Source organism: Corynebacterium marquesiae, from assembly GCF_030229635.1.
Taxonomy (GTDB): domain Bacteria; phylum Actinomycetota; class Actinomycetes; order Mycobacteriales; family Mycobacteriaceae; genus Corynebacterium; species Corynebacterium marquesiae.
The window spans coordinates 24,738-43,019 of sequence record NZ_JASPII010000001.1 but is presented as its reverse complement, the minus strand read 5'-3'; the positions used below and the strand labels follow the sequence as shown (position 1 = coordinate 43,019).

The window sequence follows — 18,282 nt, the reverse complement described above, 5'->3', positions numbered from 1 at the left end:
ATAGTAGCGCAGGCACTAGGCGAATTCCTAATTGGGTAGGGGGCGGCGGGGGAATGACCACGTCATCCACAAAATCTGCACCGGGGTGTTCGGATGTCGGCGTGCTTCTCTAGGATGGGGCAGGTGACTACTAATCAGCCTCGACTTCTGCTCATTGACGGCCACTCTATGGCCTTTCGCGCCTTCTATGCCCTGCCGGTGGATAATTTCTCTACCTCAGGAGGTCAGCACACCAATGCCGTGTATGGCTTCTTATCGATGCTCTCTAATATCGTGGCGGAAGAGACCCCCGACGCCATTGCGGTGGCATTCGACGTGGGGCGCAAGACCTTCCGCACTGAGATGTTCCCAGACTATAAGGCCCAGCGCGAGGCCGCGCCGGAGGAGTTCAAGGGTCAGGTAGACCTCATTCGCGAGGTGCTCGAGGTACTGGGCATTACCACCCTCTCTCGTGAGAACTTCGAGGCCGATGACATTCTGGCTACTCTCGCAACCGAGGCACAGGACTATGAGACTCTCATCGTTACCGGCGACCGTGACTACCTGCAGTTGGTTAATGAGTCCACGACGGTGCTCTATCCCATGAAGGGCGTATCCACGCTCCACCGCTTTACCCCTTCCGCGGTAGAAGAGAAGTACGGTCTCACCCCCGCGCAGTACCCAGACTTTGCCGCGTTGCGTGGCGATCCTTCCGATAATTTGCCGGGCATCCCAAAGGTAGGTGAGAAGACCGCCACCAAGTGGATAGTCAAGTATGGGGACTTGGCATCCTTGGTAGAGCACGCGGAGGAAATTAAGGGTGTGGTAGGCAATAACTTCCGCGAGCGCATTGAACAGGTGCAGATGAATCGCAAGCTCACCCAGATGATTACGGACATGGATCTAGAGGTCGGCCCCGATGACTTGGCCTTTAAGGAAGCCAAGGTCGCCGATGTAGCGGCCAAGTTCGACGACCTGGAGTTTGGTACCAACCTGCGCGATCGCGTACTGGCTGCCATTCCCAATGATGGCGCTGAGGCAGCGGAGCAGTCCGAGGAAGTCCAAGAGCTAGAGACGGTCATCGATGACGAGCCTTTGTCCCAGTGGCTGCCCGGCCGAGAGCATGTCGCGGTGTATGTCCAAGGCGAGGGAACCCCGGGACAGGGCGACGCTTCGGCGATTGCTTTCGTGGACCAAGACCGTCACGGCCTGCAAGTGGAGCTGGGCGATCTTTCTGCCGAGGACGATAAGGCCTTGGCTCAGTGGTTAGCGTCTGATACGCCGAAGTATTTCCACGAGGCAAAGGCGGCCTTCCATATGCTTGCCGGTCGTGGGATTGAGCTGGCTGGCATTGCCCATGACACAGCCCTTGCCGCCTACCTTCTTCGCCCAGGTCAGCGCACTTACGCGCTTGCCGACGTCTACCAGCGCCACCTCCAAAAGACGCTCGGCGCCGCCACGGAGCAGCTGTCTCTTTTGGATAATTCCTCCCTGGTTGACCAGGCCGCGGCAATTATGGAGCTGGCAGAACGGCTCACTGCGGAGCTACAGGAGATTGACTCTTTTGAGCTCTATACCGACCTCGAGTTGCCGCTGGTAACCATCCTGGCGCGCATGGAGGCTACCGGAATCGCCGTTGACGTTGACATTCTCGAAACGCAAAAGGATGCCTTTGTAGAGCAGGTCGCCGAACAAGAGCGCGCCGCCCGTGAGCTTGCCGACGATGACAAACTCAACCTTAACTCGCCGAAGCAGCTGCAAACCGTGCTCTTTGAGACTTTTGAGCTGCCCAAGACCAAGAAGACGAAGACGGGCTATTCCACCGCGGCCAAGGAGATTGAACAACTCGCGGCTAAGAATCCCCACCCGTTCTTAGACCACCTCTTGGCTCACCGTGAGTACCAGAAGATGAAGACCACCCTCGAAGGTCTAATCAAAACCGTGCAGCCGGATGGGCGCATCCACACCACGTTTAATCAGACGGTGACATCGACTGGCCGCCTGTCTTCTACCGAGCCAAATCTGCAGAATATTCCGGTGCGCACCGAAGCTGGCCGACAGATTCGCTCCGCGTTTGTCGTAGGCGAGCGCTACGAAGAACTTATGACCGCGGACTACTCGCAGATTGAGATGCGTGTCATGGCACACCTCTCCGCTGACCCGGGCCTCATCGAGGCCTATAAGGACGGCGAAGACCTGCATAACTATGTTGGCTCTCGAGTCTTTGACGTCCCCGTTGACCAAGTGACACCCGAGCTGCGCCGCCGGGTTAAGGCCATGTCTTATGGGTTGGTATACGGACTTTCCGCTTTCGGTCTATCCCAGCAATTAGGCATTCCGGCGGGGGAGGCAAAGTCCATCATGGAAAGCTACTTTGAGCGCTTTGGCGGCGTGAAGAAGTACCTCGATGAAGTGGTGGTCCAAGCTCGCAAGGATGGCTACACGGCAACGCTCTTTGGCCGTCGCCGCTACTTGCCAGAGCTCAACTCCGATAACCGCCTAGCGCGCGAGAACGCGGAGCGCGCAGCGCTTAATGCACCGATTCAGGGCACTGCCGCGGACATTATTAAGGTGGCGATGATTCGCGTGGACCGCGCACTGCAAGGAATGAAGTCTCGCGTGCTGCTTCAGGTACACGATGAATTGGTAGTCGAAGTCGCCCCCGGTGAGGCCGACACGGTTCGAGAGATTCTCGAACGAGAGATGGACTCTGCCATCGAGCTCAACGTGCCTCTAGAGGTCTCCGCCGGTGCAGGTAAGGATTGGGATGCCGCAGCCCACTAGCTCGGTTACTTTCTCCCGCCGAGAAAAGGCGCGCCTTAGGCTCGCCTCGCAAGGCCTAACCGTGCCGCGGTGGGAGAGTGCTGAGGAGGTGGTTCGCGCCTTCGGTGTAATACAAGGCCAGGACCTGCATTCTGTGCACCGGTCACTGGCCTTGCGGGCGAAAGACCACTCGGATGCAGGAAACATTGTGCGTGGATATCCCATGCGCAATACCCTTTTCGCGGCTTCTGTCAAGGACATAGGCTGGATAACTGAACTGTGCGCTAAAGGGCGCAAGGGGGACGCAGAGTTGCGAGCAAAGGTGGCCGAGCTCATCGATCGTCCGCTTTCGCGTGCCGAGCTTAAGGAACGGGCGACCACAGCGTTGCCTGAAGTGCCCTTCTGGCACGTTGTGCGCGTAGCAATGGAAAGCGGTCACGCCGTCTACTGTGGAGCCGAGCAGCTCATCACACCAGTGGAGCTGCCGGGGATAGACGAAGCTTTCAATGGAGACAAGGTCGCAGCTACCGCTGACCTAATGGTCCGGTATTTCCGCACTCATGGCCCAGCGACGCTGCCGGACTTTGCTTGGTGGACAAAGCTACCGCAAAGACTAATAAAGCCAGCAGCTGAAAACCTTCCGCCGGATATCGTGCGGTGTGGGGAAGAATCCCAGGACTTTGTCTCGTTAGAAGTAATAGATATGGCCGAGGCGCGAAGAAAGCGTTCGGTGTTCTTGTTGGGGGCTTTCGACGAGTACATCTTGGGATACCGAGATCGGTTATTCGCAATGACTTCAGAGGTTCACGAGATACTTGCCCCTGGAAACCGCGGTGTATTTCGCCGCGCCATTGTGGTGGACAGCCAAGTTTGTGGGACGTGGAATAAGCAAGCTATCGAGGATTTGGGCATACCGGGCTATGCTGAGCGGAAAGTTCAGAAACTGTGGCGGAATGCGCGCTAAGTTTTTTAGGTAGCCTTTTCTGTGCGGAGGAATTTATGCGTGCAAATGGAGAAACTAAGAAGGGAAATATTGTTCAGTGACTCTGGAAGAGAAAATGAATAAATGGAATCTCCGCTTTTTTGAAAGCCTGTGGGCCATTCAAGTGAATCTTCTTGCAGCCGATATTAATGACCTCGGGCTAGCCCAATTTCTTGAAGAGCATAAAGCCTCTGCAATTTCGTACCCGGTTTTTGCCGGGTCTTACTTTTTGATGGCCATGATCATAGCGCGCGTGGCGCCAAACCCTAAGGTTAGGAGATTAACGGCTGCTGGGGTGATGGTCGTATCCACGGCGCTTGCGTTTCTCTTTCCGTCCGCGTGGATGTTTGCCGCGTTGGTTATTTTCGCACTTGCTTATTACCTCTGGCCACGCAAAGAAGGCGTATCCATCTGAGGTCGGCGCTCCACTAGGCAATTGGCCAGCATGTCGAAAGGGGTTTGACCAAAAGCGAGCATGCTTATGCTGAGAATTGCTAAAAGTAGCGGCATGACTCCGGGCCAGCCTGTCAGCGTAAGCATTGTTAGCAATAGCCAGGAATTGCGCAGGCAAGCGGTGAAGAATCCTGGGTGGGTAGCAATGATTTCTAGCTGCAGGGACCATTTACCTAGCGAGGTGGATTTCGTGGCTTCCACCCATACTCGATAGGCGTAAAAGACCACGGCGGCGGCAATGGCATTATAGAGTTCTAAGGTCTCTCCCGTGAGTGGATGGTCGGCTACCGCGTTTACTACCCATCGCATTACCATGACGATGGCAGCGGCTAGGAAACTATCAATCCACCAGGCAATGCCACGTCGTATCAATAAGCCAATCCGGTCCAAAACCATGTCTATAGGTTAGCGGGAATTGCGGCAGACGAAAATAATCGTGCCGGGAAAGATTTCGCCTCGCTGTGGTGACCATTGGCCCCACGTAGTGGTGAGCTCCCTTGGCCATTCGGGCTCGATGATGTCCTCTATCAGGTAGGGGCCTTCGCCCTGTAAGGCCTTAAACCAGTCGGCGATGGTGCGGTGGAACTCCGCATAGGTGAGGTTGCCATCGCGGTCTTGTTCCACATAGGCGCGGTTGAAATAGCTGATACCGGCGGTGAGATCGGTGGGGTCGTCGGGGAAAATCCAGCGCATCGGGTGGTTGGCCGAAAGGACAAAGCGACCGGATGGTTTAAGAACGCGGGAGACTTCACCTAAGGCTAAGTCAAGGTTGGCAAGGAAGGGAAAGGCTCCGAACGCCGAAAATGCGGCGTCGAAGGAGCCGGTGGCGTAGGGGAGTGACAGTGCATCGGCCTGCGTTAAGGGGAGTCCGGGTGCAGCGTGGTTAAGCATGCCGCGGGAGATATCGAAGCCGGTGGCGAAGTGTGCGCGCGACTGCAGCCATTCGGTGCACGGGGCGGAGCCGCAGCCAATTTCGAGGACGGAGGAAGCCGAGACGTCGCCTAGCAAGTGCGCTTGGTCTTCGTGCAGAATTTCTGGGCACCAGTAAAAGGAAGATAGGTAGTCGGGGTGCTCGGCGTGGTAGTTGGCGGCGTCGCTATCCCAGTAGGCCTGGTTTGCGTGCGAGGGGGAAGTCACGGTGGAAGAAATTCCTTTGCGAAATAGTTGGTCCGCGTATTTGCCCTTTTAGCTGGACAGATGTAGTGTTAAACGGGCGTGTCTATGCCGCGGGTTGTTCTAAGCCCCTGTAGGAAGGCTTTAAGCAATCACGAGGCGGGATCGATTATTTCTCTTTTTAGCTGCATTTGTGCAGCTTAGCAAGCTTTTTTCGAGAGACGCGCAGTTGTCCAATTTCGATTTCCTACATTTATTCGGAGCATTTTTCAATATGCCATCTTCTAACACCCCGCAGGTTGCGATTAACGATATCGGAACCGCAGAGGACTTCCTCGCAGCTGTAGACGCCACCATCAAGTACTTCAACGATGGTGACATTGTCGAGGGTACTGTCGTCAAGGTTGACCACGACGAGGTACTGCTGGACATCGGATACAAGACCGAAGGTGTTATCCCTTCCCGCGAGCTGTCCATCAAGCACGACGTCAACCCGGACGAGGTTGTTGAGGTCGGCGATGAGGTTGACGCACTTGTTCTCACCAAGGAGGACAAGGAAGGTCGTCTGATCCTGTCCAAGAAGCGTGCGCAGTACGAGCGTGCATGGGGCGCCATCGAGGAGCTGCAGGCCAAGGAAGAGCCTGTTACCGGTACCGTTATCGAGGTTGTCAAGGGCGGCCTCATCCTGGATATCGGCCTGCGTGGCTTCCTGCCTGCATCCCTCGTTGAGATGCGTCGCGTCCGTGACCTGGAGCCGTACATCGGCCAGGAGCTGGAAGCAAAGATCATCGAGCTGGACAAGCAGCGCAACAACGTTGTCCTCTCCCGCCGTGCATACCTCGAGCAGACCCAGTCCGAGGTTCGCTCCGAGTTCCTGCACCAGCTGCAGAAGGGCCAGGTCCGCAAGGGCGTTGTTTCCTCCATCGTCAACTTCGGCGCCTTCGTCGATCTCGGCGGTGTCGACGGCCTGGTTCACGTTTCCGAGCTGTCTTGGAAGCACATCGACCACCCATCTGAGGTTGTCACCGTTGGTGACGAGGTAACCGTTGAGGTTCTGGACGTCGATCTGGACCGCGAGCGCGTTTCCCTGTCCCTGAAGGCTACCCAGGAAGATCCGTGGCGCGTATTCGCCCGTACCCACGCTGTGGGCCAGATCGTTCCGGGCAAGGTCACCAAGCTCGTTCCGTTCGGCGCCTTCGTTCGCGTCGAGGAGGGCATCGAGGGCCTGGTTCACATCTCCGAGCTGGCTCAGCGCCACGTCGAGGTTCCGGATCAGGTTGTCACCGTTGGCCAGGAAGTTATGGTCAAGGTCATCGACATCGATCTCGAGCGTCGTCGTATCTCTCTGTCCGTTAAGCAGGCAGACGAGGACTACACCGAAGAGTTCGATCCGTCCAAGTACGGCATGGCTGACTCCTACGACGAGCAGGGCAACTACGTCTTCCCTGAGGGCTTCGACCCTGAGACCAACGAGTGGAAGGAAGGCTTCGACGAGCAGCGTCAGGCTTGGGAAGCACGCTACGCAGAGTCCGAGCGTCGCTTCAACCTGCACACCGCTCAGATCGAGCGCAACCGCGCCGCAGCCGCTGAGGCTGCTGAGTCTGCAGAGTCCTCCAACTACTCCTCTGATTCCTCCGATGCAGCTCCGGCATCCGAGACTCAGGCAGAGGTTGGCGGCTCCCTGGCTTCCGACGAGCAGCTCGCCGCACTGCGCGATAAGCTGGCTGGCAACTAAAGCTTCCGCTTAGTTTCCGCTAAGCCTTAGGGCTTTGCTCACCGCCGCGCCCACTTCATCACCTAGATGAGGTGGGCGCGGCTTTTGTGATCTTATAGACAATTTGTGCAAACGTTTGCCAGATTGTTTAATGCCGCTAGGTGGTTGACCAGCGACGAAGTAAAGACAAATAGAAAAACTTCCTGGCAAGTCCACAAAACGGGCTTTTGTTCATGTGGGAATCTTCTTATACTCAAAGGTGACGTTATAGCCAGTGCAGTACTGGTTATAAGTGGTATCGAATTGAGGAGTAAGAAGTGGCATCTATCAAGGACACTTCCGCCCACATCGTTGAAAGTATTGGCGGCGCCGACAACATCACGTCGCTGACGCACTGTGCGACGCGCTTGCGCTTTCAACTTGCTGATGCGGGGAGAGTTGATCAAGAAAAGCTCGATAGCGATCCAGCGGTGCTTGGCACCGTGCCGCAGGGCGCTCACGGCTACCAGGTAGTCATGGGCGGCGGCGTTGCTGACTACTACAACGAGATCATCAAACAGCCCGGTGTGCATTCCTCCGGCGACAAAGAGGCGTCCTCGAAGAAGGAATATGACGGGGTTCGCGGTAAGTACGACTGGGTGGATTACTGCTTCGAGTTCCTTTCTGATACGTTCCGCCCTGTTTTGTGGGCGTTGCTTGGTGCCTCGCTCATCATCATGTTGCTGATCCTGGCAGACACCGCGCACATTCAGGATTTCCGCGCTCCGCTGGAGGAGCAGCCGGAAGGCTTCCGCTTGGCTCACGCCATGTACCAGTCGGTCTTCTACTTCTTGCCGGTGATGGTCGGTGCGACCGCGGCCCAAAAGTTGGGTGCGAATATGTGGGTCTCCGCGGCTATTCCCGCAGCTCTGCTGACTCCTGAATTTATGTCGCTGGGTGAGCAAGGCGATACGGTCAACGTATTTGGCCTGCCGCTGGTTATTAACTCTTATGGTTCCCAGGTTTTCCCGCCCATTTTGGCCGCAATCGGCCTGTACTGGGTGGAAAAGGGGCTAAAGAAGATTATTCCTAGCGCGGTTCATATGGTCTTCGTGCCGTTCTTCTCTCTGCTCATTATGATTCCGGCAACGGCCTTCTTACTCGGCCCGTTCGGCATTGGCGTGGGCAACGGCATTTCCTGGATCCTGTACCAGATCAATGATTTCTCGCCGTTCATCCTGGCTATCGTTATTCCGCTGCTGTACCCGTTCCTCGTTCCGATGGGCTTGCACTGGCCGCTGAACGTCATCATGATTCAGAACATCGCAACCTACGGCTACGACTTCATTCAGGGCCCGATGGGCGCATGGAATTTCGCTTGCTTCGGCGTCGTAGGCGCGGTCATGGTTATCTCCTTCAGGGAGAAGAACAATGCCATGCGCCAGGTTTCTATCGGTGCCTTCGCTGCGGGCATGCTTGGTGGCGTGTCGGAGCCTTCCCTCTACGGTATCTTGTTGCGCTTCCGCCGCAGCTACTACCGGTTGCTGCCAGGTTGTGCGATAGGCGGCGCCATCATCGGTCTCTTCGATGTCCGCGCTGAGGCCTTCGTCTTTACCTCTGCGTTGACCACTGGCGCTATGACCCCGCAGCTGGGTTACGTACTTGGTATCACGGCTGCGTTCCTTACCTCTTTCTTCCTGACCTTGTTCTTCGGCTACCGCACTGCAGAGGAAAAGCAGGCAGACTTGGAGCGCATCGCCCGCGAACAGGGCGAATCTGTGGAGGACGTAGCTGCTCGTTCGGAGTTTAAGCCCACCAATGCTGGGAAGGAAGAGTCCTCGAATGCGGGTGGCGCAGTTGCTGCCAGCGCTGCGGGCGCTGCTGCTACTGGTGTTGCCGCCAAGCAGGCTGGCAAGGACGACATCGTGCTGGATTCCCCTCTGGAAGGCGAGGCAGTAGATCTTTCGGAGGTTCCGGATCCGATCTTTGCTGGAGCAAAGCTGGGACCTGGCATGGCTGTGCTGCCAACTGGCAATACCGTCTATGCGCCTGCCGACGGCAAGGTGCTCACCGTTCAAAAGTCCGGCCATGCGGTAGGCCTAAGCCTCGACAATGGCGTGCAGCTACTCATTCACGTAGGTCTCGATACCGTTGAGCTGGGAGGCGAAGGCTTCGATGTGCACGTGGAAAAGAAGCAACGCATATCCGCAGGCGACAAATTGATTAGCTTTGACCCAGAGTTCATTCGTTCCAAGGGCTATAACTTGATTACTCCAGTTGTGGTCACTAACGCCACTAAGTTCGGCGCGGTCTCCGGCGAAGCCGGCCAGGTTACCCTGAATGATGATTTGCTCCGCATTCCACCGAAGCCAGAGGAAGCAGCGGAATAAGGGATCGCTGACACCTATAGCGACAGAGGAACCTCACATCATCGCGTATGGTGGGGTTCCTTTTCGCGTAGGGTGGCTGCCATGAAACTCATTGGGCTTACAGGTGGTATTGGCAGTGGCAAGTCAACAGTCGCGAGGATCTGCCGCGAACGCGGATGGGAAGTGGTCGATGCCGATAGCATTGCGCGCGACGTCGTCAAGCCCGGGCGGCCTGCGTTAGCGGAGCTGGCGTCAGCATTTGGAGAAGATATTTTGCTGGCAGATGGCAGCCTTAACCGCAAGGAATTGGCTCGGCGAGCCTTTGCGGACAACGAACGCACCGAGTTGTTGAATTCCATTACCCATCCACGCATCCAAGCGGAAACGCAGCGCCAATTCGCGGCGGCACGTGAAGATGGCTATGATTTTGCGGTTTACGATATGCCGCTTTTGGTAGATAATGGCTTAGACAAAGACATGGACTACGTCATCGTGGTGGACGTGGCGGTAGAAGAGCGCGTCCGTCGTCTCGTAGCTTCACGCGGGTTGGAAGAGGAAGACGCGCGCCGTCGCATTGCAGCGCAGGTACCTGATGAGGTGCGATTGGCCGCGGCTACGCACGTCATTGACAACAATGGGACGTTGGAGCAGTTGCGCGCGCGAGCGGCCGAGGTCATGGACCGCATAGAAGCGGACTCTTAGATGCGGAGTCACCCAAACTTTAACCGTTGGGCGGTTAGAGTTTACGCAGTTTAGAAGTTGTGTTAACTTTCGCGTCTTAAGCTACTCGCCGTGGGAACGTGGGATACTGGACCTTTTGATAATCACGCTGCGCGAGAACTGCTCGCTAGCCTGCGTGATGGTTCTTTCGATCTCACAGCCTTTCAGAAGTCATGTGCCGTGGAGCCCTTAGACTCTGATGACGCGGAAACCATGATCGCGCTGGGCGCTCTGTTAAAGCTGAAGGCTGATGCACTGCCGGAAGGCATTCACCGCGAGGAACTTGCACCCCTGTATACACCGCAGTCTAAAGCATGGTTGCGTCGCCGCATTAATAGTGCAATGTGCCCAGAGACGTCTTCTGTCTATGCGCTGTGGGAGACCACCGGCGAGCTGGAAGAGTGGCTGCGCACCGCGCAGGACTCCTTGCCGTGAACATAGCTAGCCGCGCCATATAAGCAGTAGAGTAGTGGGCATGGCTTTTGCTGCTGAACATCCTCTTATTCCAAATTCCGAGCACCGCGTCGTCAGCGAGGTCGAGCGCACCCCAGGTGAGTTTCAGGTTGTCTCTGAATACGAACCGGCCGGCGACCAGCCCGCTGCTATTGCAGAGCTCAATGAGCGCCTCAACCGCGATGAACGCGATGTAGTACTCATGGGTGCTACCGGTACAGGTAAGTCCGCCACAGCTGCGTGGTTGATCGAAAAACAGCAGCGACCCACGCTGGTGATGGCACCAAATAAGACCCTGGCAGCGCAGCTAGCGAACGAGCTGCGCCAACTTTTGCCGCATAACGCGGTGGAGTACTTCGTTTCTTATTATGACTACTACCAGCCAGAGGCTTATATTGCGCAGACGGATACCTATATTGAGAAGGATTCGTCTATCAACGAGGACGTAGAGCGCCTGCGCCACTCGGCCACCTCGGCGCTGCTGTCCCGCCGGGACGTGGTGGTTGTATCCTCCGTGTCCTGCATCTATGGCTTGGGTACACCGCAGTCCTATTTGGATCGCTCGGTCATTATTTCCGTGGACGAGGAGCTAGACCGGGACCGCTTCCTCCGTTTGTTGGTGGATATCCAATACGAACGCAACGACGTAGGATTTACCCGCGGCACCTTCCGCGCCAAGGGCGACACGGTCGATATCATTCCGGCGTATGAGGAACGTGCGGTGCGCATTGAATTCTTCGGCGATGATATTGATTCTCTCTACTACATTCACCCCGTCACTGGCGATGTCATCGAGGAAGTAGATGAGGTGCGCATCTTCCCCGCGACCCACTACGTGGCCGGACCTGAACGCATGGAAAAGGCCGTAGCTGCCATCAAAGAGGAATTGGCCGAGCGCCTGGACGATCTAGAAAACCGCGGCAAATTGCTGGAGGCACAACGACTTCGCATGCGCACCGAATACGATCTAGAAATGATCGAGCAGGTAGGTTTTTGCTCCGGCATCGAGAACTACTCCCGCCACGTCGATGGCCGTCCAGCCGGTTCCGCGCCGGCTACGCTGCTGGATTACTTCCCCGAGGATTTTCTCACCATTATTGACGAGTCTCACGTCACGGTCCCACAGATTGGCGGCATGTTCGAGGGCGATATGTCCCGCAAGCGCAATCTGGTGGAATTCGGCTTCCGTCTGCCCTCCGCGGTGGATAACCGCCCGCTGACCTTCGATGAGTTTGAACAACGCGTGGGACAAACCGTCTACATGTCCGCCACCCCTGGCGACTTTGAACTTACGTCCTCGGACGGTGAGTACGTGGAGCAGGTGATTCGCCCAACTGGTCTGGTGGATCCGAAGGTTACCGTCAAACCTACGAAGGGCCAGATTGATGATCTTATCGATGAGGTACGCACCCGCATTTCGCAGCAAGAGCGAGTACTGGTGACCACGCTGACTAAACGCATGGCAGAAGACCTCACCGATTACCTGCTGGAGCAGGGGATTAAGGTGCGTTACTTGCACTCGGATATCGATACCTTGCAGCGAGTGGAGCTTTTGCGGCAATTGCGCCTCGGCGAGTTTGATGTGCTGGTGGGCATTAACCTCCTGCGTGAGGGCCTTGACCTCCCCGAGGTGTCGCTCGTTGCCATCTTGGATGCAGACAAGGAAGGCTTCTTGCGCTCTACCACCTCGCTCATCCAGACCATTGGCCGTGCTGCCCGTAACGTCTCTGGCGAGGTGATTATGTATGCCGATAAAATCACCGATTCGATGCAAGAGGCAATCGAGGAGACGGAGCGACGCCGCGAAAAGCAAATAGCCTATAACAAGGAACACGGCATTGACCCGCAGCCTTTGCGGAAGAAGATTGCCGATATCCTTGACCAAGTCTATGAAGACGGCGGGGACGAAGAGTCTAACTCTGATCCCTCTACAGTGGTGGAGAAGCGGGATATTTCCAGCATGGCTACCGATGAGGTGCAGGCGCTTATCGATGACCTCTCGGCCCAAATGGGTGCCGCCGCGCGCGAGCTTAAATTTGAACTGGCTGGTCGTCTGCGCGATGAGATTGCTGATCTAAAGAAGGAATTGCGTGGATTGAAGGAAGCGGGAATTTAGTTTTCTCCCCCTGAAAGTGATGATTGGCTCAGAGGGTACTTTTCTAAAAGGCTGCGCTAGTTATACTGGATAAGTGCCAGAAGCGCCGTTTAGTTGTCACTGCGAAATAGTTCAACTGCAAGGAGAATAATGCTTACTTATAAAAACATTGCCGTCGGCACCGATGGCTCTGAAACCTCCCTGCGCGCAGTCCGCGCTGCGGCGTCCATGGCACGGGCGTACGACGCTAAGCTGATTATTATCTCAGCTTTTTATAACCACGCTGGATCCATGCTTGGTGCTCCGAGGGGCGACGAAGCCGGTCTGCCCGTTGTAAGTGAGGACATGGCCGGTACCTACCTGACCAATGCCACCCGTATCGCCGAGTCGGAGGGTGCGGAACACATTGAGATCGTAGGGAAATCTGGAGACCCAGTAAAAGCCTTGTTGGAAGTAGGCCAGGACTATGACGTGGACCTGTTCGTGGTGGGAAACCGCGGCGTGAATTCCGTTCGTGGTCGAGTCTTCGGTTCTGTCCCAACGGAACTAACCCACAAGTCAAAGGTGGACGTCGTCGTAGTTAATACCAGCGAGAAACGTTAATCTTTTTTCGTTGTTACACTGGCAGTAATGCCTCTGTAGGCTAAATAAACACTCCGGGTACACACCCACAAAGAAAGGTCATCATGAGCGACTACAACTCGATCGTTGTCGGTACTGACGGTTCTAAGTCTTCTCTCCTCGCTGTAGAGCGAGCAGCTAAGATCGCCGCTGCATTCGATTCCAATCTGATTATCGGTTGTGCTTACTACGAAAACCAGGAGCAGGCTTCCAAGACCCTGCGCCAGGATTCCGTAACCATTTTGGGCGATGAGAAGGCGGAGGCAAACCTCCAGGAGGCTAAGGCACACGCAGAGAAGTTCGGCGCTTCCAAGGTAGAAACCGCTGTTCGCCCGGGCACCCCAGTGCAGGCCCTGATGTCCATCGTCAACGACAACCATGCTGACCTGCTTATCGTGGGCAACCGCGGCATCAACTCCCTGACCGGTCGCCTGCTGGGCTCCGTGCCAGCAGACGTCGCTCGCCAGTCTGACTGCGATGTAATGATCGTTCACACCGTCAGCTAAAAGCGGTGATCAAAACCCGCCTTGGTCTTGTTCTGGAAAGACCAAGGCGGGTTTCGTCGTTAAGCGCAGCTTAGTCCTTAGGGCGTGCAGCGTTAAATGCGGCGGCGATGGCGTTGCCGTTCGCGCCCTGAATCAAGGGGATAGAGAAGTGACCCTCCTCATTGGCATCGGCCAAAGGGCTCAGGGAGCCGTGGGAGAGCAACTGCTCCTGCGGGCTCAGATTGCGGATGAGCACAGAGTGAATCCGGTCCGGATGCTCATTAGCCACATCGCCGTAGGTCAATGGATCATGTTGTCCGTCATCGCCAATGAGAATCCATTGCATATCCGGGTAGGCAATGAGCAGATTGCGCAGCTGAACACGCTTGTGCTCCTGACCGCTGCGGAACAGTCCCGTTTCCGTTGGGCCCCAGTCCGTCAGCAGCATGGGACCCGCGGGGAAACCATGGTGAGACAGGAATTTCTTGAGCGAGCCAAAGGTATTCCAAGCGCCCGTAGAAAGATAAAACACTGGGGCTTGGGGGAAGCGTTGTTGTAGTTGAGCATAGAATTCGGCCATTCCGGGAACGGCCTGTCGCTTGCTAGGGCGCTTGGCCCAGGAATTCCACGCCGCGGTGAGCGCACGCGGCAGCCAGGTGACAAGCACCGTGTCATCGATATCGCTAACAATGCCGATCTTGGCCGCCGGATCAACGATAAGTAGTTGGATCTCCACGGCCTTCGCGTTTGCGGCCTCGATTGTTGCCGTATGCCACCCGGGCTCTAATTCGTGGTCATAGACTAGTAAGTCAATGTATCCGTTTCGATCGGTGGTGCCGGCGACAGTCTTTTCCCCAATAGTTACCGAAACGTCGTGGTGTCCTACTTGAATGGTAAGAAACTGCTGGTAGCCGGGTTCGCCCCACGTATCCCTCTTGCCTTCATCAGGATCGTGCATGAGTACGCGGCCGAAGACTCTCACCTGATCGGTGGTGCCATAACCTGTATATCCCACAATCAGGGGCTGCCATCCACGCCGTTGGGAGCGCTTCAAAGTAATGGAGTTTAGTGAGCTTTCAGCTTTGCGCATGATGTCAGATAAGGCCATGGCATAAAGCTTACGGGAGCCTAAAGGACTTCGCCGCAGTCACCAACGAGCGTGAGCGATTGAGTGGCACGAGTGATGCAGACATAGAGGTTCTGCAATCCCTGTGGGGAGGCGTCCACGATGCGCTGCGGATCGAGCACGACCACGTGGTCAAACTCCAGGCCCTTGTAGTGCTCCGCCGTAGCGGCGTCAATAACTGCTGTGAGCCTGCCGTCCTCTTCGCTATGTACTCCAGGGGTGTAGGTGCCGTGCTCAAGCCGGCGGACCTGCACTCCATCACGGATGGCTGTCGCCGGAATGGCGTCAGGGTTAATCATTTCCAATAGTCCATTGGCCAAATCCGTGATGGGCTGCGGGGTGCGATAGTTGACGGTAAGAAAATGGTGCCGAAAGCGTTGAGCCACAAAGGGCTCAAGGGCCTCGCCCCAGTCATCAACACCTGCTGGGGAACCAGTCTGGGAGGTATCACCCACCAAAGTCATCCACCGGGAAGGGCAGCGGCGGAAGAGCATTCGCCACTCCATAGGTGTTAATTCCTGGGCTTCGTCCACGATGATGTGACCATAAGCCCACGTATGGTCTTCGCGGGCGCGTTGGGCAGTGGTGCGTTTATCGCGTACCTCCTGGCGGTGCGCCAGGGTCTCGGCGTCGATGACATCGTGGGCAGAGAGGATTTCTGCTTCAAACATGTCATCATCATTATCTGTGGACTCGGAGGAGGACAAGATATCCAATGCGTCTTCCGCATCAGCCACTTGCTCACGCCACGCGGCATCATCGGCTGCCTTCTTTTCTTCAGGGTTGGGCAGGCCGATGAGGACGGCAAGCTCGTCTAACAAGGCCGCATCCGAATCCGTCCATGCTCGTCCCTCTGCCCGGTAGAGCGCTTCTTGGGTTTCCTCGTCATATCCGTGCGCGGCAGAAGCGATGCGCTCGCGCGAGGAGACTAGAGCAGCAAGTACATCGGTGGGATGTAGTTCGGGCCAAAACTCATCGATCAAGGCAGTGACGGCCGCGTCCTCAGCAAGGTCATCGTGGAATTGATCGACATCAGCGCGCGAAAGAAGATTTTTTCCGCCAAGCGGATCGGCACCGACCTTTTCTGCCATTTGCTGGGCTAGGTCTTCTACGAGGTGCTCAATGAAGGCACCACGCGCCTCATTGTGTGGCTTTCGTGAGCGCCGTGCACGTGTGCGGGCGCTTTTCACCATGTTTGGTGTGACGCTTAGGATAAGGCCGTCGACTGCTAGCTCACGGGGGGCGTCGGGAAGCAGCTGGTAGTCCTTGACCGCGGCGGAGAGGATTTCCACCATGGCGTCGCTACCCTTGATTTCCCGAGCTACGAGGTCTTCCTCGTGGCTTGGTTCAATTCCAGGGAAGAGCCCGCCAATGGTTGAGAGCACCACGCCGGTCTCACCCAGTTCGGGGAGCACGCGCGAAATATAGTCCAAGAAGCTGCTATTGGGGCCAACGATGAGTACGCCCGTGGCAGAAAGTAGCTCGCGGTGGGTATAGAGCAGATAAGCAACGCGATGCAGCGCAACTGCGGTTTTACCGGTACCGGGGCCGCCTTCTACCACCATCACGCCGCGGGTGTTATCGCGGATAATCTCGTCCTGCTCCCGCTGAATGGTCTCCACAATGGAGGCCATGTGGCCCGTGCGGGCTCGCTGCATAGCGTGATAGAGAGCGGATTCGCTCGCTACGCCGGTCTCTTCTTCACGCACTCCAGGGCCGGACAGAACCTCATCATGAATTCCGGTGACGTTGCGCCCTTTGGTCCGGATTTGGCGGCGGGTGTGTACGCCTTCTGGTTGGGCGGTGGTAGCGAGATAGAAGGGCCGTGCCATGGGGGCACGCCAATCTAGAAGGAGCGTGCGATAGTCATCTTCACGCGCATCGAGTCCCATGCGGCCGATATAGCGGCGATCTGGGCCTTCCGAGGTGGGATTGTCACCTGGGGCATCGATGTCGATGCGGCCAAAGACCAAACCCATTTGGGCCACATTGAGACGATCCAGCTTGGCTTGAAGCCCGTGGTATTCCGTTTCGCGGCGCACCAAGGCATCCGCGTCCGGGGTGGAAGGATCTACGTCCGCCTGCACCTCATTAAGCCGTTCATTTGCCGCGGCCACCTCATCGTCGAGGCGGGAGAATAGGCCGTCCACATAATCTTGCTCCGTAGCGATGGCTTCGCGCTCCGAGGAACCTGCGGCCGCCGCGTGCTTATTGGATGCTGAGTTCACGTGACTCCTTGGTGATTGGACGTTGATGGGGTGGAAGGTGCCGGGCACGCTGTCCGGCGAGGGGGAGAGATGAGTTTAGACTCTGCTGTGACAAAGAACAACGGCCCAGCATAAGGCTGGGCCGTTGAGTCATCGCCGAGATAGTCGGCCGAGGAAGATGTGGCTACTTAGAGCGCTTTTCCAGCTTCTTGATAGCTGCCTCAATCTTCTTATTTGCCTCCTGCTGTAGCTTTTCAGCGTGCTTGGAGGCCTTCTTGTTTGCGCGCTTGGACTTTGCGCCATCCAGCTTGGCGACGGCCTTATCGGCACGTGCCTGAGCCTTGGTAGCTGCCTTCACCGCACGGGTACGGGCGATGTCGCGATTAGCCTGCGCGGTCTCGAGCCAGTCACGCTTATTGTCTTCAACGTAAGTCTTGGCGTTGTCGACCGAGTCCTCAATGAAGGACTTGGCGTTGCCCAGCAAGTCGCGGCCAGACTCCTGCCAATCGTCCTTGTTGTCCTCTACGTAGGTCTTGGCATCGTCAACATAGGACTTTGCGGTATCTAGCAGACCACGGCCGGTGGACTGCCAGTCATCCTTGTTGTCGTCTACGTAAGCCTGTGCCTTGGCAGAGGTCTCGTTGATCCAGTCGCCGGCCTTGGAAGACAGCTCGTTAGCACGGGCAGAGAGCTCTTCGCGCTTCTGCTCGGATTCAGACTTAGTAGGCAGCGCCTGCTGAATCTTTTTGTTGGTGCGCTTGCCGGCCTTCTGTGCGCGCCAACGCAGGGAAGGCTTGCCCTCGGTGTCCTGGGTAGCGATAAACAGTGCGCCGAGCAAAGCGGTGTTGGTAACGAATCCGTTGCGGCGGGATTCCTTGTCTTCCTTGTTGTCTGCAGCCCAGAAGTTGTTCTTGCCAATCAGGTTGGGAAGGGTAGCAGCGGCCAGCACCGCAGCGGAAGTGCGCGGTGCCTTGCCCAGAGCCAAGGTGGAGCCGGCGCCTACCTTAGCGCCGCCAATGGCGCGGGTAACTAGTTCTGGGTCATTGGGGATGTAGCCCTGGTACTCAGAAGGAACGGCCTTGCGCACGGTCTTGAGGAAACCCTCGGTTTCCTTGACGTGCTCGGACGCGTTGCGCAGGTTGTCTACGCCTTCCCATACAAATACGGATGCCAGCATGGGGCGGGCAAGCTTGCGAATCATAGTCCTTAAAGCTCCTTAGCTC

The 18,282-nt window shown here is 56.5% G+C and carries 15 protein-coding genes; 10 read left to right on the top strand and 5 right to left on the bottom strand.

What is annotated here, in order from left to right; translation table 11 throughout:
* Positions 1-114 precede the first annotated feature (114 nt).
* From polA to QP971_RS00180, 3 genes are all read left to right on the top strand, one after another.
* Positions 115-2,763, top strand: a complete 2,649-nt coding sequence (polA, locus tag QP971_RS00190; protein ID WP_284810456.1) for a DNA polymerase I — start codon at positions 115-117, stop codon at positions 2,761-2,763.
* Positions 2,747-3,706 carry a DNA glycosylase AlkZ-like family protein gene (locus tag QP971_RS00185; RefSeq protein WP_284810455.1) on the top strand — a complete coding sequence of 320 codons (960 nt, stop codon included), beginning with the start codon at positions 2,747-2,749 and terminating at the stop codon, positions 3,704-3,706. Before polA ends, QP971_RS00185 begins: the two co-directional genes overlap by 17 nt.
* A 76-nt stretch (positions 3,707-3,782) precedes the next feature.
* Positions 3,783-4,139 carry a hypothetical protein gene (locus QP971_RS00180; protein WP_284766196.1) on the top strand — a complete coding sequence of 119 codons (357 nt, stop codon included), beginning with the start codon at positions 3,783-3,785 and terminating at the stop codon, positions 4,137-4,139.
* On the opposite strand, the gene QP971_RS00175 is transcribed toward QP971_RS00180, so the two are convergent.
* Entirely contained in the window at positions 4,103-4,573 is a 471-nt protein-coding gene (locus QP971_RS00175; protein ID WP_284766195.1) for an RDD family protein, read from the bottom strand. The genes QP971_RS00180 and QP971_RS00175 overlap by 37 nt on opposite strands.
* A gap of 9 nt (positions 4,574-4,582) precedes the next feature.
* Entirely contained in the window at positions 4,583-5,314 is a 732-nt protein-coding gene (locus tag QP971_RS00170) for a class I SAM-dependent DNA methyltransferase (protein WP_284810454.1), read from the bottom strand.
* A gap of 250 nt (positions 5,315-5,564) precedes the next feature.
* On the opposite strand from QP971_RS00170, the gene rpsA reads away from it, so the two are divergent.
* From rpsA to QP971_RS00135, 7 genes are all read left to right on the top strand, one after another.
* On the top strand, positions 5,565-7,025 hold the full coding sequence (gene rpsA, locus QP971_RS00165) for a 30S ribosomal protein S1 (RefSeq protein WP_023021654.1): 1,461 nt from the start codon (positions 5,565-5,567) through the stop codon (positions 7,023-7,025).
* A gap of 296 nt (positions 7,026-7,321) precedes the next feature.
* Positions 7,322-9,373, top strand: a complete 2,052-nt coding sequence (locus QP971_RS00160; protein ID WP_284786764.1) for a glucose PTS transporter subunit IIA — start codon at positions 7,322-7,324, stop codon at positions 9,371-9,373.
* Between the two features lie 81 nt (positions 9,374-9,454).
* Positions 9,455-10,054, top strand: coding sequence for a dephospho-CoA kinase (gene coaE, locus QP971_RS00155; RefSeq protein WP_284810453.1), 600 nt, complete (start codon positions 9,455-9,457; stop codon positions 10,052-10,054).
* A 90-nt stretch (positions 10,055-10,144) separates the two neighbouring features.
* Positions 10,145-10,507 (top strand): DUF4259 domain-containing protein, encoded by a 363-nt coding sequence (locus QP971_RS00150; protein ID WP_284810452.1) that lies wholly within the window; start codon positions 10,145-10,147, stop codon positions 10,505-10,507.
* A 40-nt stretch (positions 10,508-10,547) separates the two neighbouring features.
* Positions 10,548-12,641 (top strand): excinuclease ABC subunit UvrB, encoded by a 2,094-nt coding sequence (uvrB, locus tag QP971_RS00145; protein WP_198492974.1) that lies wholly within the window; start codon positions 10,548-10,550, stop codon positions 12,639-12,641.
* A gap of 129 nt (positions 12,642-12,770) precedes the next feature.
* Complete coding sequence (locus tag QP971_RS00140; protein WP_005323274.1) at positions 12,771-13,223, top strand: universal stress protein; 453 nt, start codon at positions 12,771-12,773, stop codon at positions 13,221-13,223.
* An 83-nt stretch (positions 13,224-13,306) separates the two neighbouring features.
* Entirely contained in the window at positions 13,307-13,747 is a 441-nt protein-coding gene (locus QP971_RS00135; RefSeq protein WP_049378698.1) for a universal stress protein, read from the top strand.
* A 70-nt stretch (positions 13,748-13,817) separates the two neighbouring features.
* Here QP971_RS00135 and QP971_RS00130 read toward each other — a convergent pair whose 3' ends face one another.
* From QP971_RS00130 to QP971_RS00120, 3 genes are all read right to left on the bottom strand, one after another.
* The gene (locus QP971_RS00130; protein WP_239272997.1) at positions 13,818-14,834 is read right to left on the bottom strand and encodes an App1 family protein phosphatidate phosphatase; all 1,017 of its coding nucleotides are present in this window, start codon (positions 14,832-14,834) and stop codon (positions 13,818-13,820) included.
* 20 nt (positions 14,835-14,854) lie between these two features.
* Positions 14,855-17,080: a HelD family protein gene (locus QP971_RS00125; RefSeq protein ID WP_284810450.1), complete on the bottom strand. Its 2,226-nt coding sequence runs from the start codon at positions 17,078-17,080 to the stop codon at positions 14,855-14,857.
* A 163-nt stretch (positions 17,081-17,243) separates the two neighbouring features.
* Positions 17,244-18,260, bottom strand: a complete 1,017-nt coding sequence (locus QP971_RS00120) for a DoxX family protein (protein WP_284786771.1) — start codon at positions 18,258-18,260, stop codon at positions 17,244-17,246.
* Between the last annotated feature and the right edge of the window lie 22 nt (positions 18,261-18,282).

What these genes read in the sequence shown, in the direction of transcription:
- uvrB (WP_198492974.1), top strand. Translation starts at nt 10,548, where the DNA reads ATGGCTTTTGCTGCTGAACATCCTCTTATTCCAAATTCCGAGCACCGC.
- QP971_RS00140 (WP_005323274.1), top strand. Translation starts at nt 12,771, where the DNA reads ATGCTTACTTATAAAAACATTGCCGTCGGCACCGATGGCTCTGAAACC.
- QP971_RS00135 (WP_049378698.1), top strand. Translation starts at nt 13,307, where the DNA reads ATGAGCGACTACAACTCGATCGTTGTCGGTACTGACGGTTCTAAGTCT.
- QP971_RS00175 (WP_284766195.1), bottom strand. Translation starts at nt 4,573, where the DNA reads ATGGTTTTGGACCGGATTGGCTTATTGATACGACGTGGCATTGCCTGG.
- coaE (WP_284810453.1), top strand. Translation starts at nt 9,455, where the DNA reads ATGAAACTCATTGGGCTTACAGGTGGTATTGGCAGTGGCAAGTCAACA.
- QP971_RS00130 (WP_239272997.1), bottom strand. Translation starts at nt 14,834, where the DNA reads ATGGCCTTATCTGACATCATGCGCAAAGCTGAAAGCTCACTAAACTCC.
- polA (WP_284810456.1), top strand. Translation starts at nt 115, where the DNA reads ATGGGGCAGGTGACTACTAATCAGCCTCGACTTCTGCTCATTGACGGC.
- QP971_RS00185 (WP_284810455.1), top strand. Translation starts at nt 2,747, where the DNA reads ATGCCGCAGCCCACTAGCTCGGTTACTTTCTCCCGCCGAGAAAAGGCG.
- rpsA (WP_023021654.1), top strand. Translation starts at nt 5,565, where the DNA reads ATGCCATCTTCTAACACCCCGCAGGTTGCGATTAACGATATCGGAACC.
- QP971_RS00120 (WP_284786771.1), bottom strand. Translation starts at nt 18,260, where the DNA reads ATGATTCGCAAGCTTGCCCGCCCCATGCTGGCATCCGTATTTGTATGG.